This window comes from Pseudohoeflea suaedae, from assembly GCF_004354915.1.
GTDB classification, from domain to species: domain Bacteria; phylum Pseudomonadota; class Alphaproteobacteria; order Rhizobiales; family Rhizobiaceae; genus Pseudohoeflea; species Pseudohoeflea suaedae.
Genome location: NZ_SMSI01000001.1, coordinates 324,747 through 340,608 on the forward strand (window position 1 = coordinate 324,747; position 15,862 = coordinate 340,608).

Genomic DNA, 15,862 nt, shown 5'->3' on the forward strand with positions numbered 1-15,862 from the left:
CTAGAGCCCCATTCCGAGGATCTTGCCGACGGTGAAGATGTCCTTGTCGCCGCGGCCGCAAAGGTTCATCACGATGGTCTGGTCCTTGCGCATCTTCGGCGCGCGCTTGATGACCTCGGCCAAGGCGTGGGACGGCTCGAGCGCCGGAATGATGCCTTCGAGCCTGGTCAGCAGCTGGAACGCCTCGAGCGCTTCGTCGTCCATGATGGGGACATATTCGACCCGTTCGGAATCCTTGAGCCACGAATGTTCCGGGCCGATGCCGGGATAATCGAGCCCCGCGGAGATCGAATGGCCTTCCTTGATCTGTCCGTCCTCGTTCTGCAGCAGATAGGTCCGGTTGCCGTGCAGGACGCCCGGTGAACCGGCGGTGAGCGAAGCGCAGTGCTCGTCGCCGTTCAGTCCCTTGCCGCCGGCCTCGACGCCGACGATCTGCACGCCCTTGTCGTCGAGGAAGGGATGGAACAGCCCGATGGCGTTCGAACCGCCGCCGACCGCCGCGACCAGAAGGTCGGGCAGCTTGCCTTCGGCGGACATGATCTGCTCACGGGTTTCCTTGCCGATCACCGCCTGGAACTCGCGCACCATTTCCGGATAGGGATGCGGGCCGGCCGCGGTCCCGATCAGGTAATAGGTATCCTCGACATTGGTCACCCAGTCGCGCAGCGCCTCGTTCATCGCATCCTTGAGCGTGCCGTGACCCGCAGTCACCGGATTGACCTTCGCGCCGAGCAGCTTCATGCGGAAGACATTGGGGGCCTGACGCTCGACGTCGGTGGCGCCCATATAGACTTCGCACGGATAGCCGAAACGTGCGGCTACCGTCGCCGATGCCACGCCATGCTGGCCTGCGCCGGTCTCGGCGATGATGCGGGTCTTGCCCATGCGCTTGGCGAGCAGGATCTGGCCGAGGCAGTTGTTGATCTTGTGCGAGCCGGTGTGGTTGAGCTCGTCGCGCTTGAAATAGATCTTCGCGCCGCCCAGATGCTCGGTCAGCCGCTCGGCGAAATAGAGTGGCGAGGGCCGGCCGGTATAGTGCGTGTTGAGATGCTCGAGTTCGGCGCGGAATTCCGGATCCGTCTTGGCCCTGTTCCACTCGTCCTGCAGCTCGAGGATCAGCGGCATCAGCGTCTCGGCGACGAAGCGGCCGCCGAAAATGCCGAACATGCCCTGTTCGTCCGGTCCCGTGCGGAATGAATTCGGAATGGTTGGCTTGTTCACGCGACAGACTCCCTTGTCAGCGCCTGCGTTTCGTCATGGCGGCGAACGGCCGCCGCGAAAGCGCGCATTTTGGCCGGATCCTTGATCCCCGGCGCGGATTCTATTCCAGAGGAGACATCGACGAAAGGCGCACCGGTTTCAGCGAGTGCCTCCTCTATATTGTCGACCGTCAGTCCTCCTGAAAGCACATAATCGATCCTGGGCTGAAGTCCACCGAGCAAGGACCAGTCGAAGGACACGCCATTGCCGCCCGGAAGCTCCGAGCCCCTGGGCGCCTTGGCGTCGAACAGGATGAAATCGGCTATGCCGCGATAAGGGCCGACAGCATCGAGATCGGATGCCTCCCGGACCGAAAACGCCTTCATCGCCGGCAGGCCGAAACGGGCCTTCATCCTGTCGACATGGTCCGGTGTCTCCGCACCATGGAACTGCAACAGGTCAGGCTGGATGGAGGCGACGATGGCCGCGAGTTCGGCCTCGCTTGCATTGACTGTCACAGCAGTGGTCTCGAGACCCAGATTGCGTGCGACGGCAGCAAGTTCCGCGGCGACCGGAACCTCGACGTGACGCGGGCTCTTGGGGAAGAAGATGAAGCCGATTTTCCAGGCGCCCAGCTCTGCGGCAAGCCGCACGGCGTCCGGTGTCTTGAGACCGCAGAATTTGACCTTCGTACCCATGGTCGCTCCACTGGCATGAAAAAAAGGCTGAGTCGAGGCTTCACCCCTTCAAATAAGGGTCGCGGTGGCCTTTCGACATCCACCGGGATTTAACAGTTCCGCGATTTCGTGTTTGCTCGATGATCTCACACGAAAGGCAAGCCGCCAATGAACTCCTCCGGCTCGACGACCAATGTTCCACGTGTAACCATGCGCGACGAAACGCTGCTTTCGGACAATTGGGGCCGGCTGACCCGCTACGATTTCGATTTCCGGCGGCATGACGGGCGGACCGAGCGCCAGGCGCGCGAGGTCTACGACCGCGGCGATGGGGCGGTGATCCTGCTTTACAATGTGGCGCGAAAAACGGTGGTCCTGACCCGTCAGTTCCGCTTGCCCGTTCATGTCGTGGGTGAAGATCCCGAACTCATCGAAGCCTGCGCCGGACTTCTCGACCGGCAGGATCCCGAAGCGGCCATTCGCCGCGAGGCCGAGGAGGAAACCGGCTACCGCGTCGGCGCCGTCGAAAAGCTCTGGACCGTTTTCATGACGCCGGGCTCGGTGACCGAGCAGTTGCACTTCTTCATCGCGCCCTACGAGGCGGAGATGAAGGTCTCGGCCGGCGGTGGCGAGGAGGCGGAAGGGGAGGAGATCGAGGTTCTCGAGCCGACCCTGGAAAGGGCGCTCCGGATGATCGGTTCAGGCGAGATCCGCGATGCCAAGACCATCATGCTGCTCCAGCATCTGGCCCTTGCCGGCATCATGGAAGATTGACGGTCAAAACTGCAGCGCCTGCAGGCGGTTACCATTTTTCTTGAGCCAGCGTTTGGCCTCGTCTGTGCGCGGGCACAGGCCCTCGCAGACGGCCCAGAAGGCGCTCGAGTGGTTCATTTCCGCCAGATGGGCCACCTCGTGGGCGGCGAGATAGTCGATGACGTGGGGCGGGGCCATGGCGATGCGCCAGGAGAAGGAAAGCCGGCCGTCCGAGGTGCAGGAGCCCCAGCGGCTTCTCGTGTCCTTGTAGGAGATCGACCGCACCTTGCGGCCGAGCGTGGCGGCGTGGCCGGCGACGAGCGCTTCGAGATCCTTCTTCGCCTCCCGCTTCAGATGATCGGCGACGCGCCGTCCGGCATGTTCGGCTGCGCCCGAGACCCGCAGGACATGTTCGCCGTCGAGCACCAGCATCTCGGCAAGGCCGCGCAGCTTGCCGGAACGCTCGATGAAATGGTCGACGCCCCGGATGGGGACGATCGAGCCTTCGCCCACCTGCGTGTCGCCCGGAAGGTGGGCGAGCTTGGTCATCAGCCAGCCGTGATGGCGCGTCAGGAAACTGTCGACCTCGCGGTCGGGAAGACCGGGTGGAATGGTGAGCCGCAGGGCCTGTCCGCCCGGCTCGATCCTGAGCGTGATACGGGTCGCGCGCGCATGTTCGCGTATCGTCAGCTGCACCAAGCGCCCATTGACCTCGAGATCCCGGCGAGCCGGGCCTTTGGGGCGGGAAACAGGCGTCTTGCGGAGGCTGGCGAACATGATGGTCTGTTTACGCGATTCGTTGCGGATGCCCGACAGGGAAAGACATTCTTTCACCTCGAATGCCCGGAAGGAAAAACGGCGCCCGAAGGCGCCGCTTGAGCATGGTGTCGATGTAATCCGGCCTTAGCCGAATTCGGGGACGCTGGTCGGCTTGTCGCCGTCGTCGGATTTGCGGCGACGCGCGGCCATGAAGTTTTCGAATTCTTCACGGTCACGGGCCATGCGTAGATCACGCATATGGGCATCGAACTCGGCGCGGGCTTCGTCGAGCTTGCGGCGTTCCTCGTTCAGGCGGTCGATTTCCTTGTCGCGCCATTCGTCGAAGGCGACGTTGCCCGAGGTCTCGCGGAAAGCGGGGCCGCGGGTGCAGCCACGGAAGGTGCTGAAGAAATTGTCGGTCGAACGGTTGACCTCGGTCTTGAAGCTTTCGAGACGATCGCCCCAGATGATGTAGGCCAGCATCGCCAGGCCAAGCGGCCAGAAGACCATGAAACCGAGAACCATCAGCGCGATGGTCGCCGGCGTCCAGGCGGGACGGATCAGTGCGTTGGTGTTCATCAATCGTAACCTCATCCAGACCGTTTCGCCGTCAGGCGGAAACGGACAGCCAAGCAGGCTGTTGAGTGCATTTACGCATTCCGGTCCTGCCGGTTCGGCAAGAAACGAAATTGCCCTAGCGGAGGCCACGAATATCGCCGCCTCTTGATATGGATGTGGTGAGATGTGACGCGCCGTTCAAGAATTGAACGGTCGAATTCGATTAAATTGCTGCATTTCCGCGAATAAACGGAGCGGATCAACCTGCCTTGCCACCGGTGATGACGCGGCGGATGCGGCTGGGCGATGCCTTCGCCTTGTCCTTCATCTGCTGCTGGGTGCGGATGAAGTCGAGAATGCGCGGCGCGATCTCGGCCCGGAAGCGCGAGCCGTTGAAAACCCCGTAATGGCCGACGGTCGGCTGCACGTAATGGTGCCTCTTGTCGTCCGGAATGTTGGGGCAGATGGTCTGCGCGGCCTCTGTCTGGCCGACGCCCGAAATGTCGTCGCGCTCGCCCTCGATGGTCAGCAGGCCGACATTCCTGATGGCGGTCGTGTCGACCAGCTCGCCGCGATGGGTCATCTCGCCCTTCGGAAGCGCATGGTCGATGAAGACGGTCTGAACGGTCTGCAGATAGAATTCTGCGGTCATGTCCATGACGGCGAGATACTCGTCATAGAATTCGCGATGCTTCTCCGCCGAATCCCCGTCGCCCTCGACGAGGTGAACGAAGAAGTCCTTCTGCGCGATGACATGGCGGTCGAGGTTCATCGACATGAAGCCGGAAAGCTGCAGGAAGCCGGGATAGACGGCCCGCCCGACGCCGGGCAGCGGCCACGGCACATTCATGATGACGTTGCTCTCGAACCATTCGATCGGCTTTTCCTGCGCCAGCTGGTTCACCGCGGTCGGGTTGATGCGGGTATCGATCGGCCCGCCCATCAGGGTCATGGTGAGCGGCACCATCGGGTCGTCGCGCTTTTCCATCACCGCCACGGCGGCAAGCGCGGGCACCGAGGGCTGGCACACGGCCATCAGATTGGTATCCGGGCCGAGTTCGTGCAGCATCTCGATAATATAGTCGACATAGTCGTCGAGATCGAAACGTCCTTCGAGGACCGGCACCATGCGGGCATCCACCCAGTCGGTGATGTAGACCTCCGCCTTGGGCAGGAGCGTCTCCACCGTGCCGCGCAGGAGCGTGGCATAGTGACCGGACATCGGCGCGACGAGAAGGATCTTGGGATCCGGCCGGCGGCCTTCGGGCAGGTCGCGGCGGAAATGAATGAGATTGCAGAACGGCTTCGACCAGACGATTTCCTCGGTCACATCGACGGGGCCGGAATTCAGCTTGGTCGTGTTCAGTCCGAATTCCGGCTTGGCATAGCGGCGGGTGGTGCGCTCGAAGAGTTCGAGCCCCGCGGCCATCGAGCGGCCCATGGGCGTGTGCGTCCACGGATTGAGCGGATTCTTGTAGGCCAGGCGCATCGTGTCCGCGGCAGCCCGCCAGGGCGCCAGGGCGGCGTGCGTGAATTCGTAGAAATGGTACAGCATGCCCCGATTCCTTTCGTCGACGACAACGTCGCGTCATGCCAGGGTCCACCCTCCCCGGATCGTTCCGGCACCTTTTCGGCGCTCATGCTTGCGATCAGTTCACTGGGCTCGCAAACCCCGGCACACTAACACGCTTACGCTGCAAGGCAATATATGCGCTGCAACAAGCGCGGCAAGGTCCGACGATAGCCGGTGGTGCTGGCCCGAGGCTTGACGTGCCGATGCGCCGCCGGGCCGCGACAGGCGTCCGGAACGAAGAATGGCCCGGTTTCCCGAGCCATTCCATTCGGTCCGTTTCGCCTTCAGGCGCAAACGCATAGGTTCGACAGGCCAATGAATTCATTTGCGCATTTCGATCGTGCCGATTCCGGCAAAATCGAAAATGCTTCTGATCAGATATCCAGGTTTGCGACGTTGAGCGCATTGTCCTGGATGAATTCGCGCCTCGGCTCCACCTCGTCGCCCATGAGCCGCGAGAACAGATCGTCGGCATTGAGCGCGTCGGCCACCTGCACCTGCAGGAGCGAGCGCACATTCGGGTCGAGCGTGGTTTCCCACAGCTGCTCGGCGTTCATCTCGCCCAGGCCTTTGTAGCGCTGCATGGTCAGGCCCCTGCGGCCGGTGGCGAACACGCCGGCAAGAAGCCCGCGCGGTCCGGCGATGACTTCCGTCGCGTCCTTGCGGCGCAGTTTCGGGGTGTTCTCGTAGATCTCGGTGAGCTTGGGGAGCATCTGGTCGAGAAGCCGGGCATCCTGACTGCCGATCAGGCCGGCGTCGATCAGCATGGATTCGGTGACGCCGCGCACGGTGCGCTCGAAGCGCAGGCCGCCGCCGTCGGTGACTTCCCCGGTCCAGCCGCGCTCGGTCTCCTCGGCGATCAGGTTCAGGCGTTCGGCCACGTGGGCCGCGGTCGCAACCGAACTTTCCGGCGAGGCAATGCGCTCGGGGTTCAGTGCGCCGGCGATGGCCGCCTGCTCGATGACGTCACGATCGTAACGCGAATGCAGGCCGTCGATCAGGCTGCGCACGCGAAGCGCGTCGTTGATGATCTCGCGCAGATCCTGGCCCGAGCGCATTTCGCCCGACTGCAGTTCGAGAACGGCTTCGTCCAGACCGCTCGAGATGAGGAAGTCCTCGAGCGCCTTCTCGTCCTTGAGGTACTGCGAGGACTTGCCCCGGCTTACCTTGTAGAGGGGAGGCTGGGCGATATAAAGGTGCCCGCGCTCGATGAGTTCCGGCATCTGGCGGAAGAAGAAGGTCAGAAGCAGGGTCCGGATGTGGGCGCCGTCGACGTCGGCGTCCGTCATGATGATGATCTTGTGATAACGCAGCTTGTCGGCGTTGAACTCGTCCTTGCCGATACCCGTGCCGAGCGCGGTGATCAGCGTGCCGATTTCCTGGCTCGAGAGCATCTTGTCGAAGCGTGCGCGCTCGACATTGAGGATCTTGCCGCGCAGCGGAAGGATCGCCTGGGTTTCGCGCGAACGGCCCTGCTTGGCCGAGCCGCCCGCGGAATCGCCCTCCACGAGGAACAGTTCGGATTTCACCGGGTCGCGCTCGGAGCAGTCGGCGAGCTTGCCGGGCAGCGAGGCGATGTCGAGCGCACCCTTGCGGCGGGTGAGTTCGCGGGCCTTGCGGGCCGCTTCGCGGGCGGCGGCCGCCTCGATCACCTTGCCGATCAGCGTGCGCGCTTCCGTCGGGTGCTCCTCGAACCAGATCGACAGGGCTTCGTTGACGAGGTTTTCGACCACCGGCCGCACCTCAGACGAAACCAGCTTGTCCTTGGTCTGGGAGGAGAATTTGGGGTCCGGCACCTTCACCGAAAGAACGGCGGTCAGGCCCTCGCGGCAGTCGTCGCCGGTGAGGTTGACCTTTTCCTTCTTCGTCAGGCCCGAACCGTCCGCATAGGAGGTGACCTGACGGGTCAGCGCGCCGCGGAACCCGGCCATGTGGGTGCCGCCATCACGCTGCGGGATGTTGTTGGTGAAGCAGAACACGTTCTCGTGGTAACTGTCGTTCCACCACATCGCCACTTCGACGGTAATGCCGTCCTTCTCGCCCGAGAGCGTGATCGGATCGGCAACCAGCGGCTTCTTGGTGCGGTCGAGATAGCGCACGAAGGCTTCCAGGCCGCCTTCATAGTGCAGTTCGACGGTGTTCTCGTCGGCATGACGCTTGTCGGTCAGGATGATGCGGACGCCGGAATTGAGGAAGGCGAGTTCGCGCAGGCGGTGTTCCAGCGTGCCGAAATCGAACTCCGTCTTCGAGAAGGTGTCGGACGACGGCATGAAGGTGATCGCCGAGCCCGAACGACCCTCATAGGTCTGCGGCTGCTTGTTCTCGACATAGCTGCCCACCACTTCGAGCGGCGCGTCGGCCACGCCGCGCGAGAACTGCATTTCGTGGACCTTGCCGTTGCGGTTGATCCGGAGCTTGAGGAAATCCGACAGTGCATTCACCACCGAAACGCCCACGCCGTGCAGGCCGCCCGAGACCTTGTAGGAGTTCTGGTCGAACTTTCCGCCCGCGTGCAACTGGGTCATGATCACTTCGGCCGCAGAGACGCCTTCGCCGCTGTGCAGGTCGGTCGGAATGCCGCGACCATTGTCGATTACCGTGCAGGAACCGTCGGAATTGAGCTGCACCGTGACGAGGTCCGCATGTCCGGCCAGCGCTTCGTCGATGGCGTTGTCGACCACCTCGTAGACCATGTGGTGCAGGCCGGAGCCGTCATCGGTGTCGCCGATATACATGCCGGGCCGTTTGCGAACGGCATCCAAGCCTTTGAGAACCTTGATGGAATCTGCGCCGTATTCGGGCTCCACGGCCCCCGTGTCGACTTGCGGATCGATCGGTGTGTCGCTCATGTAATTCCTGTGTGTCTTGTGATGCTTGCTGCCACCTGCAAGAGGGCGGCGAATCAGGCGTGAATATCCCCTCAAGATATAGGATTTCCGGCCAAAAAGCCAAATCTCGCCGCAGCATTTGCGGTGGATGGCGGGGTCGTTGCCGCCAGATCTCCGGGCAAGGCTTCTCAGGCGACTCGCAAATTGCCGCGTATCGGTCCTGCCGGCCCCGCGGAACCGGGCCCTCGGCGGCTGGCGGACTGGCAGCATGCTGCCGGCTTCCTATCTTATGGACAAAGGAGATTGCGATCATGGATGCCCGCCCGGAACCGTTCGTCCCGCCTGCGCCGATACCGCGCACCGTGCCGCCGAGTGTGTTCGAGATCATCACCACGGTCATGCGCAATCCGCTCGAATTGTGGGGGGAGCCGTCCTATAGCGAGCCCTGGATCCACACGAGGTTCCTCAACGAGCGCACGCTGATTGCCAACGACCCCGGCCTGATCCGTCACGTGCTGGTCGATAACGCCTCCAACTACCGCATGGCGGTCATTCGCCAGCTGGTTCTCAGGCCGATCCTCAATGACGGCCTGCTGACGGCGGAGGGAGAGGTCTGGAAGCGGTCCCGCAAGGCCATGGCGCCCGTGTTCACCCCTCGCCATGCACGCGGCTTTGCCGAGCAGATGCTCGATCGCAGCGAAAACTTCGTCGACCGCTATCGTTCGGCCGGTCCCGAGGGCGGCATCTTCGATCTGTCTCATGACATGACCGAGCTGACCTTCGACATCCTGTCCGAGACATTGTTCTCCAACGATGTTCACGGCTCCGACGCGGGCTTTGCGCAGGACGTCGACCGGCTTCTCTCGACGATGGGGCGGGTCGATCCGCTCGATCTGTTGAAGGCACCGAGCTGGGTACCGCGGGTCATGCGGGTTGCCGGTCGCCGCGTGATGGCGAAATTCCGCTCCATCGTCCGGCAGACGATGGAAGCCCGGCTGGCCCAGATGAAAGCCGATCCTCATTCCGTGCCGGAGGATTTCCTGACGCTGCTGTTGCGGCAGATGGGGCCGGACGGGCTTTCCGAGCAGGAGATCGAGGACAATCTGATCACCTTTATCGGCGCGGGCCATGAAACCACCGCGCGCGCGCTTGCCTGGACGCTTTACTGCCTTGCCAATTCGCCGGCCGAACGGCTGGAGGTCGAGGCCGAGATCGACCGGGTGACGGCGAGCGAGCCGGATCCGGTCAAGTGGCTCGACCAGATGCCCTGGACCCGCGCCGTCTTCGAGGAAACGATGCGCCTTTATCCGCCCGCGCCCTCGATCAATCGCCGGGCCGTCAAGGACGATGTCTACACGGCGCCGGACGGGACGTCGGTCGATATCCCGAAAGACGTGACCGTGCTCATCATGCCCTGGACGCTGCATCGCCACCGCAAGCTCTGGAGCAATCCGAGAGCCTTCGTCCCGCAGCGGTTCCTGCCCGAAAACCGGGGCGAGATCGACCGGTTCCAGTATCTGCCCTTCGGCGCCGGCCCGCGAATCTGCATCGGGGCCACCTTCGCGCTTCAGGAAGCCGTGATCGCGCTCGCCGTGCTGCTGGGCGGCTTCCGGTTCGACGTCTTGCCCGAAACAAGCCCCTGGCCGGTGCAGAAGCTGACCACCCAGCCGGGCGGCGGGCTCAGGATGCGGGTTACGCCACGAGGCTGATCGGCATTGAATTCACTTTGTCTGTTTAGGCAATAATCCTGTTCGATTTTGTCCGATTGACGGTTGTCCGCACGGAAGGCACTCTCCCGTTCAATTTCAGACAGGCTGGTGCGGACGACGCGTGCGGCAAACTCATGGGAGAATAGATTTGGTCAAGGTCGAAAAACACGGTCTGACGATCAGCGGTGATCTTCACGATTTCATCGTCAGGGAAGCCATCCCCGGCACCGGCGTCGATGCGGACGCGTTTTTCCTCGCTCTCGCTGACGCAGTTCATGAACTGGGGCCGAAGAACCGGACGCTTCTCGCCAGGCGCGACAAGCTGCAGGAGGAGATCGACGCCTGGTATCGCAAGAACGGCGCGCCGGCGGACATGGAAGCCTATCAGGCCTTCCTGCGCGAGATCGGCTATCTCGTGCCTGAGGGAGGACCGGTCCAGGTCACGACCGAAAACGTCGATCCCGAGATCGCCACCATCGCCGGCCCGCAGCTCGTGGTCCCTGTCATGAATGCCCGTTACGCCCTGAATGCGGCCAATGCCCGCTGGGGTTCGCTTTACGACGCGCTTTACGGCACGGATGCGCTGGGCGACCTGCCCGAAGCCGGCGGCTATGACGCAGACCGCGGCGCCCGCGTCATTGCCTGGGCAAAATCGTTCCTCGATGACAGCGTGCCGCTTGCGAGCGGCAAATGGGCCGATGCCACCGGTTTCGATTTCGAGAACGGCGCATTGAAGATCGAGACCGCCTCGGGTGAAACGACGCTCAAGGATCCGGCGCAATATGCCGGTTTCAGGCGCGAGAGCGACACCGCCTACCGGCTCTATTTCACGACCAACGGATTGCACACCTTGGTCTTCGTGGATTCCGACAGCATGATCGGCAAGACCGACCCGGCCGGCATTGGCGACATCGCGCTGGAATCCGCCGTCACGGCCATCATGGACTGCGAGGATTCGATCGCCGCCGTCGATGCGGAGGACAAGGTCGTCGTCTACCGCAACTGGCTCGGCCTGATGCGGGGCGACCTCACCGAGGACGTGTCCAAGGGTGGCAAGACCTTCACCCGCAAGCTCAAGGGCGATGTGGAATTCGTCACGCCCGACGGCAAGCCGGCATCGCTCAAGGGCCGCGCGCTGATGCTGGTGCGCAACGTCGGTCACCTGATGACCAATCCGGCCATCACCGACAAGGACGGCAACGAGGTGCCGGAAGGCATCATGGACGCCTTTCTGACCGGTCTGATCGCGCTTCACGACATAGGTCCCGAAGGCCGCCGCATGAACTCGGTCGAGGGTTCGATGTATGTGGTCAAGCCGAAGATGCACGGTCCCGAGGAAGTGGCCTTTGCCGTCGAGATCTTCGACCGGGTGGAGAAGGCCGTCGGCATGAAGCCCAACACCATCAAGATGGGCATCATGGACGAGGAGCGCCGCACCACCATCAACCTCAAGGAATGCATTCGCGCCGCTTCCGACCGCGTCGTCTTCATCAATACCGGCTTCCTCGATCGCACCGGCGACGAGATCCATACCTCGATGGAAGCCGGCCCGATGATCCGCAAGGGCGACATGAAACAGGCGGCCTGGATCTCGGCCTACGAGAACTGGAACGTCGATATCGGGCTCGAATGCGGGCTCAAGGGGCACGCGCAGATCGGCAAGGGCATGTGGGCGATGCCGGATCTGATGAATGCCATGCTCGAGCAGAAGATCGGTCATCCGAAATCCGGCGCGAACACGGCCTGGGTGCCGTCGCCGACGGCTGCCACGCTGCATGCCACCCACTATCACAAGGTGGATGTCGCCGAGGTGCAGGAAAAGCTCAAGAGCCGCGATCGCGCCAAGCTTTCCGACATCCTCTCGGTGCCGGTCGCGCCGCGCCCGAACTGGACGGAAGCGGAAATTCAGGCCGAGCTCGACAACAATGCGCAGGGCATTCTCGGCTACGTCGTGCGCTGGGTCGAACAGGGCGTCGGCTGTTCCAAGGTGCCCGACATCAACGATGTCGGCCTGATGGAAGACCGCGCCACCTTGCGCATCTCGTCGCAGCACATGGCCAACTGGCTGCACCATGGCGTGGTCAGCGAGGACCAGATCGTCAGGACGATGCAGAAGATGGCCAGGGTGGTCGACCGCCAGAACGAGGGCGATCCCGCCTATCGTCCGATGGCCGATGATTTCGACGGCTCGGTAGCCTTCCAGGCCGCCCTCGATCTGGTGCTCAAGGGCCGCGAGCAGCCAAACGGCTACACCGAGCCGGTGCTTCACCGCCGCCGTCTGGAGTTCAAGCGGAAACACGCCTGATCCCGGATTGACGACATGACATGAAAAAACCGCCGCCGGATCGCTCCGGCGGCGGTTTTTTACGGTCTCGGTGTCAGGCGCTTACTGCTTGACGATGACCTTGGCCGAACGGCCCGGACGGACGCGTTCGTAGAGATCGATGATGTCCTGGTTCATCAACCGGATGCAGCCCGAGGAGGCGGCGGTTCCGATGGACTTCCATTCCGGGGTGCCGTGCAGGCGGAACAGCGTGTCCTGGCCGTCTTCGTTGAAGAGATAGAGCGCGCGGGCGCCGAGCGGGTTGGTCAGGCCGCCGGGCTGGCCGTCTTCGGCGTATTTCTTCAGCTTCGGCTGGCGTTCCACCATTTCCTTCGGAGGCGTCCACTTCGGCCAGGGCTGCTTCCAGGCGATATAGGCGTCACCTTCCCAGGCAAAACCCTCGCGTCCGACACCGATGCCGTAGCGCACGGCCTTGCCGCCCGGCAGCACGTAATAGAGGAAGCGCTTCGGCGTATCGACGATGATGGTGCCCGGCTTCTCGCCCGAATTGTAGCGCACGATCTGGCGGTGATAGCGCTTGTCGATCTGGGAGATCGGAATGGCCGGAATGGTGTAGCCGGCGTCGGTCACCGCGCCATATTCGGAGGTGAAGATCTGGGTGGCCGGACCGGCCTCTTCAGAGCCGGTGGTGCAACCGGCCAGCGCCAGCGCTGCAACGAGGCCCAGCGCAGTAACTACGGAGCGAAGTGTCATCTTGTAAGTCTTTCAACGAATCGTGCGGCGACCCGGGGCGCGCCGCGAACCCTGGGTGGTTATTTTGAATTAAATGCCGTTTTGCAAGATGGATCGTGCGCTGTCCTATCATGAATTCGTGAATTTTCATCGGCAGTTGGTTTTGTGCAACAAGGCAGGCAGCCCTTGCCATTGTCGAATCGCGCATGGAATGGCAGTTTTCAGCTCATGGCCATCATCACACCTCACAAGACGTCGCCGCTGATCGACGGTCGCCAGTCCGACCGGGCTCTTCTGGTGCGCCGTGGCGTGCAGCGCTTCTTCTACGACTTGCGGGTCTCTCTTCTGCCCGAAATGACGCTCGCCTCGGGACGACGCGCCGACCTGATCGGACTGACGGAAAAGGGCGACCTCTTCATCGTGGAGATCAAGTCGTCGATCGAGGATTTCCGCTTCGACTGCAAATGGCCGGGTTATCGCGATTATTGCGACCGGCTGTATTTTGCCACGCATGACGGCGTTCCGTCCGGCATTTTTCCTGAGGATTGCGGCTTGATCATCGCGGACAGCTACGGCGCCCATCTCCTGCGCGAGGCGCCCGAGCACAAGCTCGCCGGGGCCCGCCGCAAGGCGCTGACACGGCAGTTCGCCAAACTGGCGGCGGACAGGCTGATGCAGGCGGAACTCGCCGCCCACAATCTTGCGGCGATGGGAAAGTCAGCTTAGCCCCTCATCACCGCGGTGCGCGCTTGGCGAGAATCCGCTGGAGCGTCCGGCGATGCATGTTGAGCCGCCGCGCCGTTTCCGAAACGTTGCGGTCGCACATCTCGTAAACGCGCTGGATGTGTTCCCACCGCACCCGATCCGCCGACATCGGATTTTCCGGCATCTCGACCCGTTCGCCTGGCTTGCGGGTCAGCGCGGCGAAGATCTCGTCGGCATCGGCGGGCTTGGCGAGATAGTCGATCGCGCCGAGCTTCACCGCGTTCACCGCCGTGGCAATGTTGCCGTAGCCGGTAAGCACGATCATGCGGGTGTCCTCGCGCGCCTTGCGGATCGCCTCGATCACATCCAGCCCGTTGCCGTCGCCAAGCCGCATGTCGATGACGGCATAGTCGGGCGGGGTCGTGCTGGCCTTCGCCAGGCCGTCCGCAACGGTTTCGGCGATATCGACGGTGAAGCCGCGGCTTTCCATGGCGCGGCCGAGGCGGCGGACGAAGGGGCCGTCATCATCCACGAGAAGCAGGGTTGTGCCCTCTTCGACAGTGCTGATCTCGCTGTTGGTGTCTTCCATCACTTCCACCTTACACGTCCTTTCGTATCTAGACCATTTCACCGTCAGGTGTAAACGGACTGCTTCAGCAAGCTGCTGAATTCATTTGCGCATTTTGATTTTGCCGATTCCGCCGAAATCAAAATTGCGCTAACGCGTTCAACCGGGCCTGTACTTTCCGGCCTCCGGCCCGACATCCATGCGTTCGCGCGGCCAGGTGATCGTCACCCTTGCGCCATGCGCCGGTTCCTCGAGGTTCTCGAAATCCAGTTCGGCGCCCGACCGTTCGAGAAGCGTCTTGGCGATGAACAGTCCCAGCCCGAGCCCGCCGGCTCCCTGCCTTTCCTGCTTGTCGCGGCTGCGTCGAAACGGCAACCCGATCCGCGCCAGCGTGTCGGGCGAGTAGCCCGGTCCATCGTCGGTGACGGTGATCGCGACCTCCTGCCGGTCATAGCGCGAACTGACCCTTACTTCCGATTTGGCGAAATCCACGGCGTTTTCAAGGATGTTGCCGAGGCCGTAGAGAATTCCGGGGTTGCGCAGGCCGACCGGTTCAGGCGTGCCGTCGCCCTCGCGGTTGACGGAGATGGCGATGCCGAACTCGCGATGGGGCTCGGCGATTTCCTCGATCAGGGAATTGAGCGGCAGAAGCCGCATGTGCTCTTCCTCGGTCGTCGAAAGGCTCGACAGCCGGCGCAGGATGTCGCGGCACCGCTCGGCCTGGCTGCGCAGCAGCTCCACGTCTTCGGCGTGGCGCGGATCGTCGGCAAGCGCCTTCTGCATTTCCTTGGCGACAACCGAGATCGTCGCCAGTGGGGTACCGAGTTCGTGCGCGGCAGCGGCGGCCAGACCGTCGAGCGCGGAAAGATGGTGTTCGCGCTGCAGGATAAGTTCGGCCGCCGTCAGCGCGTCGGCAAGCTCGTTGCCTTCGGCCGAGACCTGATAGGCGTAGATGGCGGCGAAGGCGGTGGTCGAAACGATGGCGATCCAGTTTCCGACCACCAGCAGGAACGGGATTTCGAGAACGATGCCGGGTTGCCAGGGCAATGGCAGCGAGAAATAGGAGATGATGGTCAGGCAGCCCAGCGCCAACCCGCCCAGTCCCAGCGTGTAGGGCACGGGCTGGGAGGCCGCCGAGATGATCACCGGAACGCAGATCAGCACCGCAAAGGGGTTGGCGATGCCGCCGGTCATGAACAGCAGGCTCGCAAGCTGGATGACATCGAAGGAGAGAACCGAGATCGCACCTGCCGGCGGCAGATGATGGCTCGGCGGAAAGCGGAGACTGAGAAAGACGTTCAGCCACGCCGAGCAGGCGATCATGACGAAGCAGAACAGCTCCGGCATCGGGAACCCGTAGCCGTGCGCGATGATGATAACCGCAATGCTCTGTCCCGCGACCGCCAGCCAGCGAAGCCGCGTGAGCGTGCTCAGGCGCAGCCGGTGCCGGATCGACCGGTTGTCGACAAAGGGTTCGTAACTGCTCATCTCGACCAGGTCTTAGCGGCTGCGGCGG

At 62.8% G+C, this 15,862-nt stretch carries 13 protein-coding genes; 4 read left to right on the forward strand and 9 right to left on the reverse strand.

Annotated features, from left to right (window positions below):
• Both trpB and E2A64_RS01570 read right to left on the reverse strand, forming a co-directional pair.
• On the reverse strand, window positions 1-1,221 hold the full coding sequence (gene trpB, locus E2A64_RS01565) for a tryptophan synthase subunit beta (protein ID WP_133282690.1): 1,221 nt from the start codon (window positions 1,219-1,221) through the stop codon (window positions 1-3).
• On the reverse strand, window positions 1,218-1,898 hold the full coding sequence (locus E2A64_RS01570) for a phosphoribosylanthranilate isomerase (protein ID WP_133282691.1): 681 nt from the start codon (window positions 1,896-1,898) through the stop codon (window positions 1,218-1,220). Before E2A64_RS01570 ends, trpB begins: the two co-directional genes overlap by 4 nt.
• Window positions 1,899-2,045: 147 nt before the next feature.
• On the opposite strand from E2A64_RS01570, the gene E2A64_RS01575 reads away from it, so the two are divergent.
• Entirely contained in the window at window positions 2,046-2,651 is a 606-nt protein-coding gene (locus E2A64_RS01575; protein ID WP_174235736.1) for an NUDIX domain-containing protein, read from the forward strand.
• A 3-nt stretch (window positions 2,652-2,654) separates the two neighbouring features.
• On the opposite strand, the gene E2A64_RS01580 is transcribed toward E2A64_RS01575, so the two are convergent.
• The 4 genes from E2A64_RS01580 to gyrB all read right to left on the reverse strand — a co-directional run bounded on the left by E2A64_RS01580 (window position 2,655) and on the right by gyrB (window position 8,369).
• A complete protein-coding gene (locus E2A64_RS01580; protein WP_133282692.1) occupies window positions 2,655-3,407 on the reverse strand; it encodes a M48 family metallopeptidase in 753 nt (250 codons plus the stop codon).
• A gap of 126 nt (window positions 3,408-3,533) precedes the next feature.
• On the reverse strand, window positions 3,534-3,968 hold the full coding sequence (locus E2A64_RS01585) for a DUF2852 domain-containing protein (RefSeq protein ID WP_133282693.1): 435 nt from the start codon (window positions 3,966-3,968) through the stop codon (window positions 3,534-3,536).
• Window positions 3,969-4,206: 238 nt separating this feature from the next.
• Entirely contained in the window at window positions 4,207-5,502 is a 1,296-nt protein-coding gene (locus tag E2A64_RS01590; protein WP_133282694.1) for a polyhydroxyalkanoate depolymerase, read from the reverse strand.
• Window positions 5,503-5,894: 392 nt separating this feature from the next.
• On the reverse strand, window positions 5,895-8,369 hold the full coding sequence (gyrB, locus tag E2A64_RS01595; protein WP_133282695.1) for a DNA topoisomerase (ATP-hydrolyzing) subunit B: 2,475 nt from the start codon (window positions 8,367-8,369) through the stop codon (window positions 5,895-5,897).
• Between the two features lie 290 nt (window positions 8,370-8,659).
• Here gyrB and E2A64_RS01600 point away from each other — a divergent pair, with 290 nt between their 5' ends.
• Together E2A64_RS01600 and E2A64_RS01605 are read left to right on the forward strand one after the other, a co-directional pair.
• Window positions 8,660-10,057, forward strand: coding sequence for a cytochrome P450 (locus E2A64_RS01600; RefSeq protein ID WP_133282696.1), 1,398 nt, complete (start codon window positions 8,660-8,662; stop codon window positions 10,055-10,057).
• Between the two features lie 148 nt (window positions 10,058-10,205).
• Window positions 10,206-12,362 carry a malate synthase G gene (locus E2A64_RS01605; protein ID WP_133282697.1) on the forward strand — a complete coding sequence of 719 codons (2,157 nt, stop codon included), beginning with the start codon at window positions 10,206-10,208 and terminating at the stop codon, window positions 12,360-12,362.
• 81 nt (window positions 12,363-12,443) lie between these two features.
• Here the strand turns inward: E2A64_RS01605 and E2A64_RS01610 are convergent, their stop codons facing one another.
• Complete coding sequence (locus E2A64_RS01610) at window positions 12,444-13,094, reverse strand: L,D-transpeptidase (protein ID WP_133282698.1); 651 nt, start codon at window positions 13,092-13,094, stop codon at window positions 12,444-12,446.
• Window positions 13,095-13,301: 207 nt separating this feature from the next.
• Between E2A64_RS01610 and E2A64_RS01615 the strand changes: the two genes are divergently transcribed.
• Window positions 13,302-13,799, forward strand: coding sequence for an MmcB family DNA repair protein (locus E2A64_RS01615; RefSeq protein ID WP_133282699.1), 498 nt, complete (start codon window positions 13,302-13,304; stop codon window positions 13,797-13,799).
• A 7-nt stretch (window positions 13,800-13,806) separates the two neighbouring features.
• Here the strand turns inward: E2A64_RS01615 and E2A64_RS01620 are convergent, their stop codons facing one another.
• A complete protein-coding gene (locus E2A64_RS01620) occupies window positions 13,807-14,367 on the reverse strand; it encodes an ActR/PrrA/RegA family redox response regulator transcription factor (RefSeq protein ID WP_133282700.1) in 561 nt (186 codons plus the stop codon).
• A gap of 138 nt (window positions 14,368-14,505) precedes the next feature.
• Entirely contained in the window at window positions 14,506-15,834 is a 1,329-nt protein-coding gene (locus E2A64_RS01625) for an ActS/PrrB/RegB family redox-sensitive histidine kinase (protein WP_133282701.1), read from the reverse strand.
• Window positions 15,835-15,862: the final 28 nt, after the last annotated feature.

Coding starts and splice junctions, on each gene's coding strand:
- E2A64_RS01570 (WP_133282691.1), bottom strand. CDS start 1,898: ATGGGTACGAAGGTCAAATTCTGCGGTCTCAAGACACCGGACGCCGTG.
- E2A64_RS01575 (WP_174235736.1), top strand. CDS start 2,046: ATGAACTCCTCCGGCTCGACGACCAATGTTCCACGTGTAACCATGCGC.
- E2A64_RS01580 (WP_133282692.1), bottom strand. CDS start 3,407: ATGTTCGCCAGCCTCCGCAAGACGCCTGTTTCCCGCCCCAAAGGCCCG.
- E2A64_RS01585 (WP_133282693.1), bottom strand. CDS start 3,968: ATGAACACCAACGCACTGATCCGTCCCGCCTGGACGCCGGCGACCATC.
- E2A64_RS01590 (WP_133282694.1), bottom strand. CDS start 5,502: ATGCTGTACCATTTCTACGAATTCACGCACGCCGCCCTGGCGCCCTGG.
- gyrB (WP_133282695.1), bottom strand. CDS start 8,369: ATGAGCGACACACCGATCGATCCGCAAGTCGACACGGGGGCCGTGGAG.
- E2A64_RS01600 (WP_133282696.1), top strand. CDS start 8,660: ATGGATGCCCGCCCGGAACCGTTCGTCCCGCCTGCGCCGATACCGCGC.
- E2A64_RS01610 (WP_133282698.1), bottom strand. CDS start 13,094: ATGACACTTCGCTCCGTAGTTACTGCGCTGGGCCTCGTTGCAGCGCTG.
- E2A64_RS01615 (WP_133282699.1), top strand. CDS start 13,302: ATGGCCATCATCACACCTCACAAGACGTCGCCGCTGATCGACGGTCGC.
- E2A64_RS01620 (WP_133282700.1), bottom strand. CDS start 14,367: ATGGAAGACACCAACAGCGAGATCAGCACTGTCGAAGAGGGCACAACC.
- E2A64_RS01625 (WP_133282701.1), bottom strand. CDS start 15,834: ATGAGCAGTTACGAACCCTTTGTCGACAACCGGTCGATCCGGCACCGG.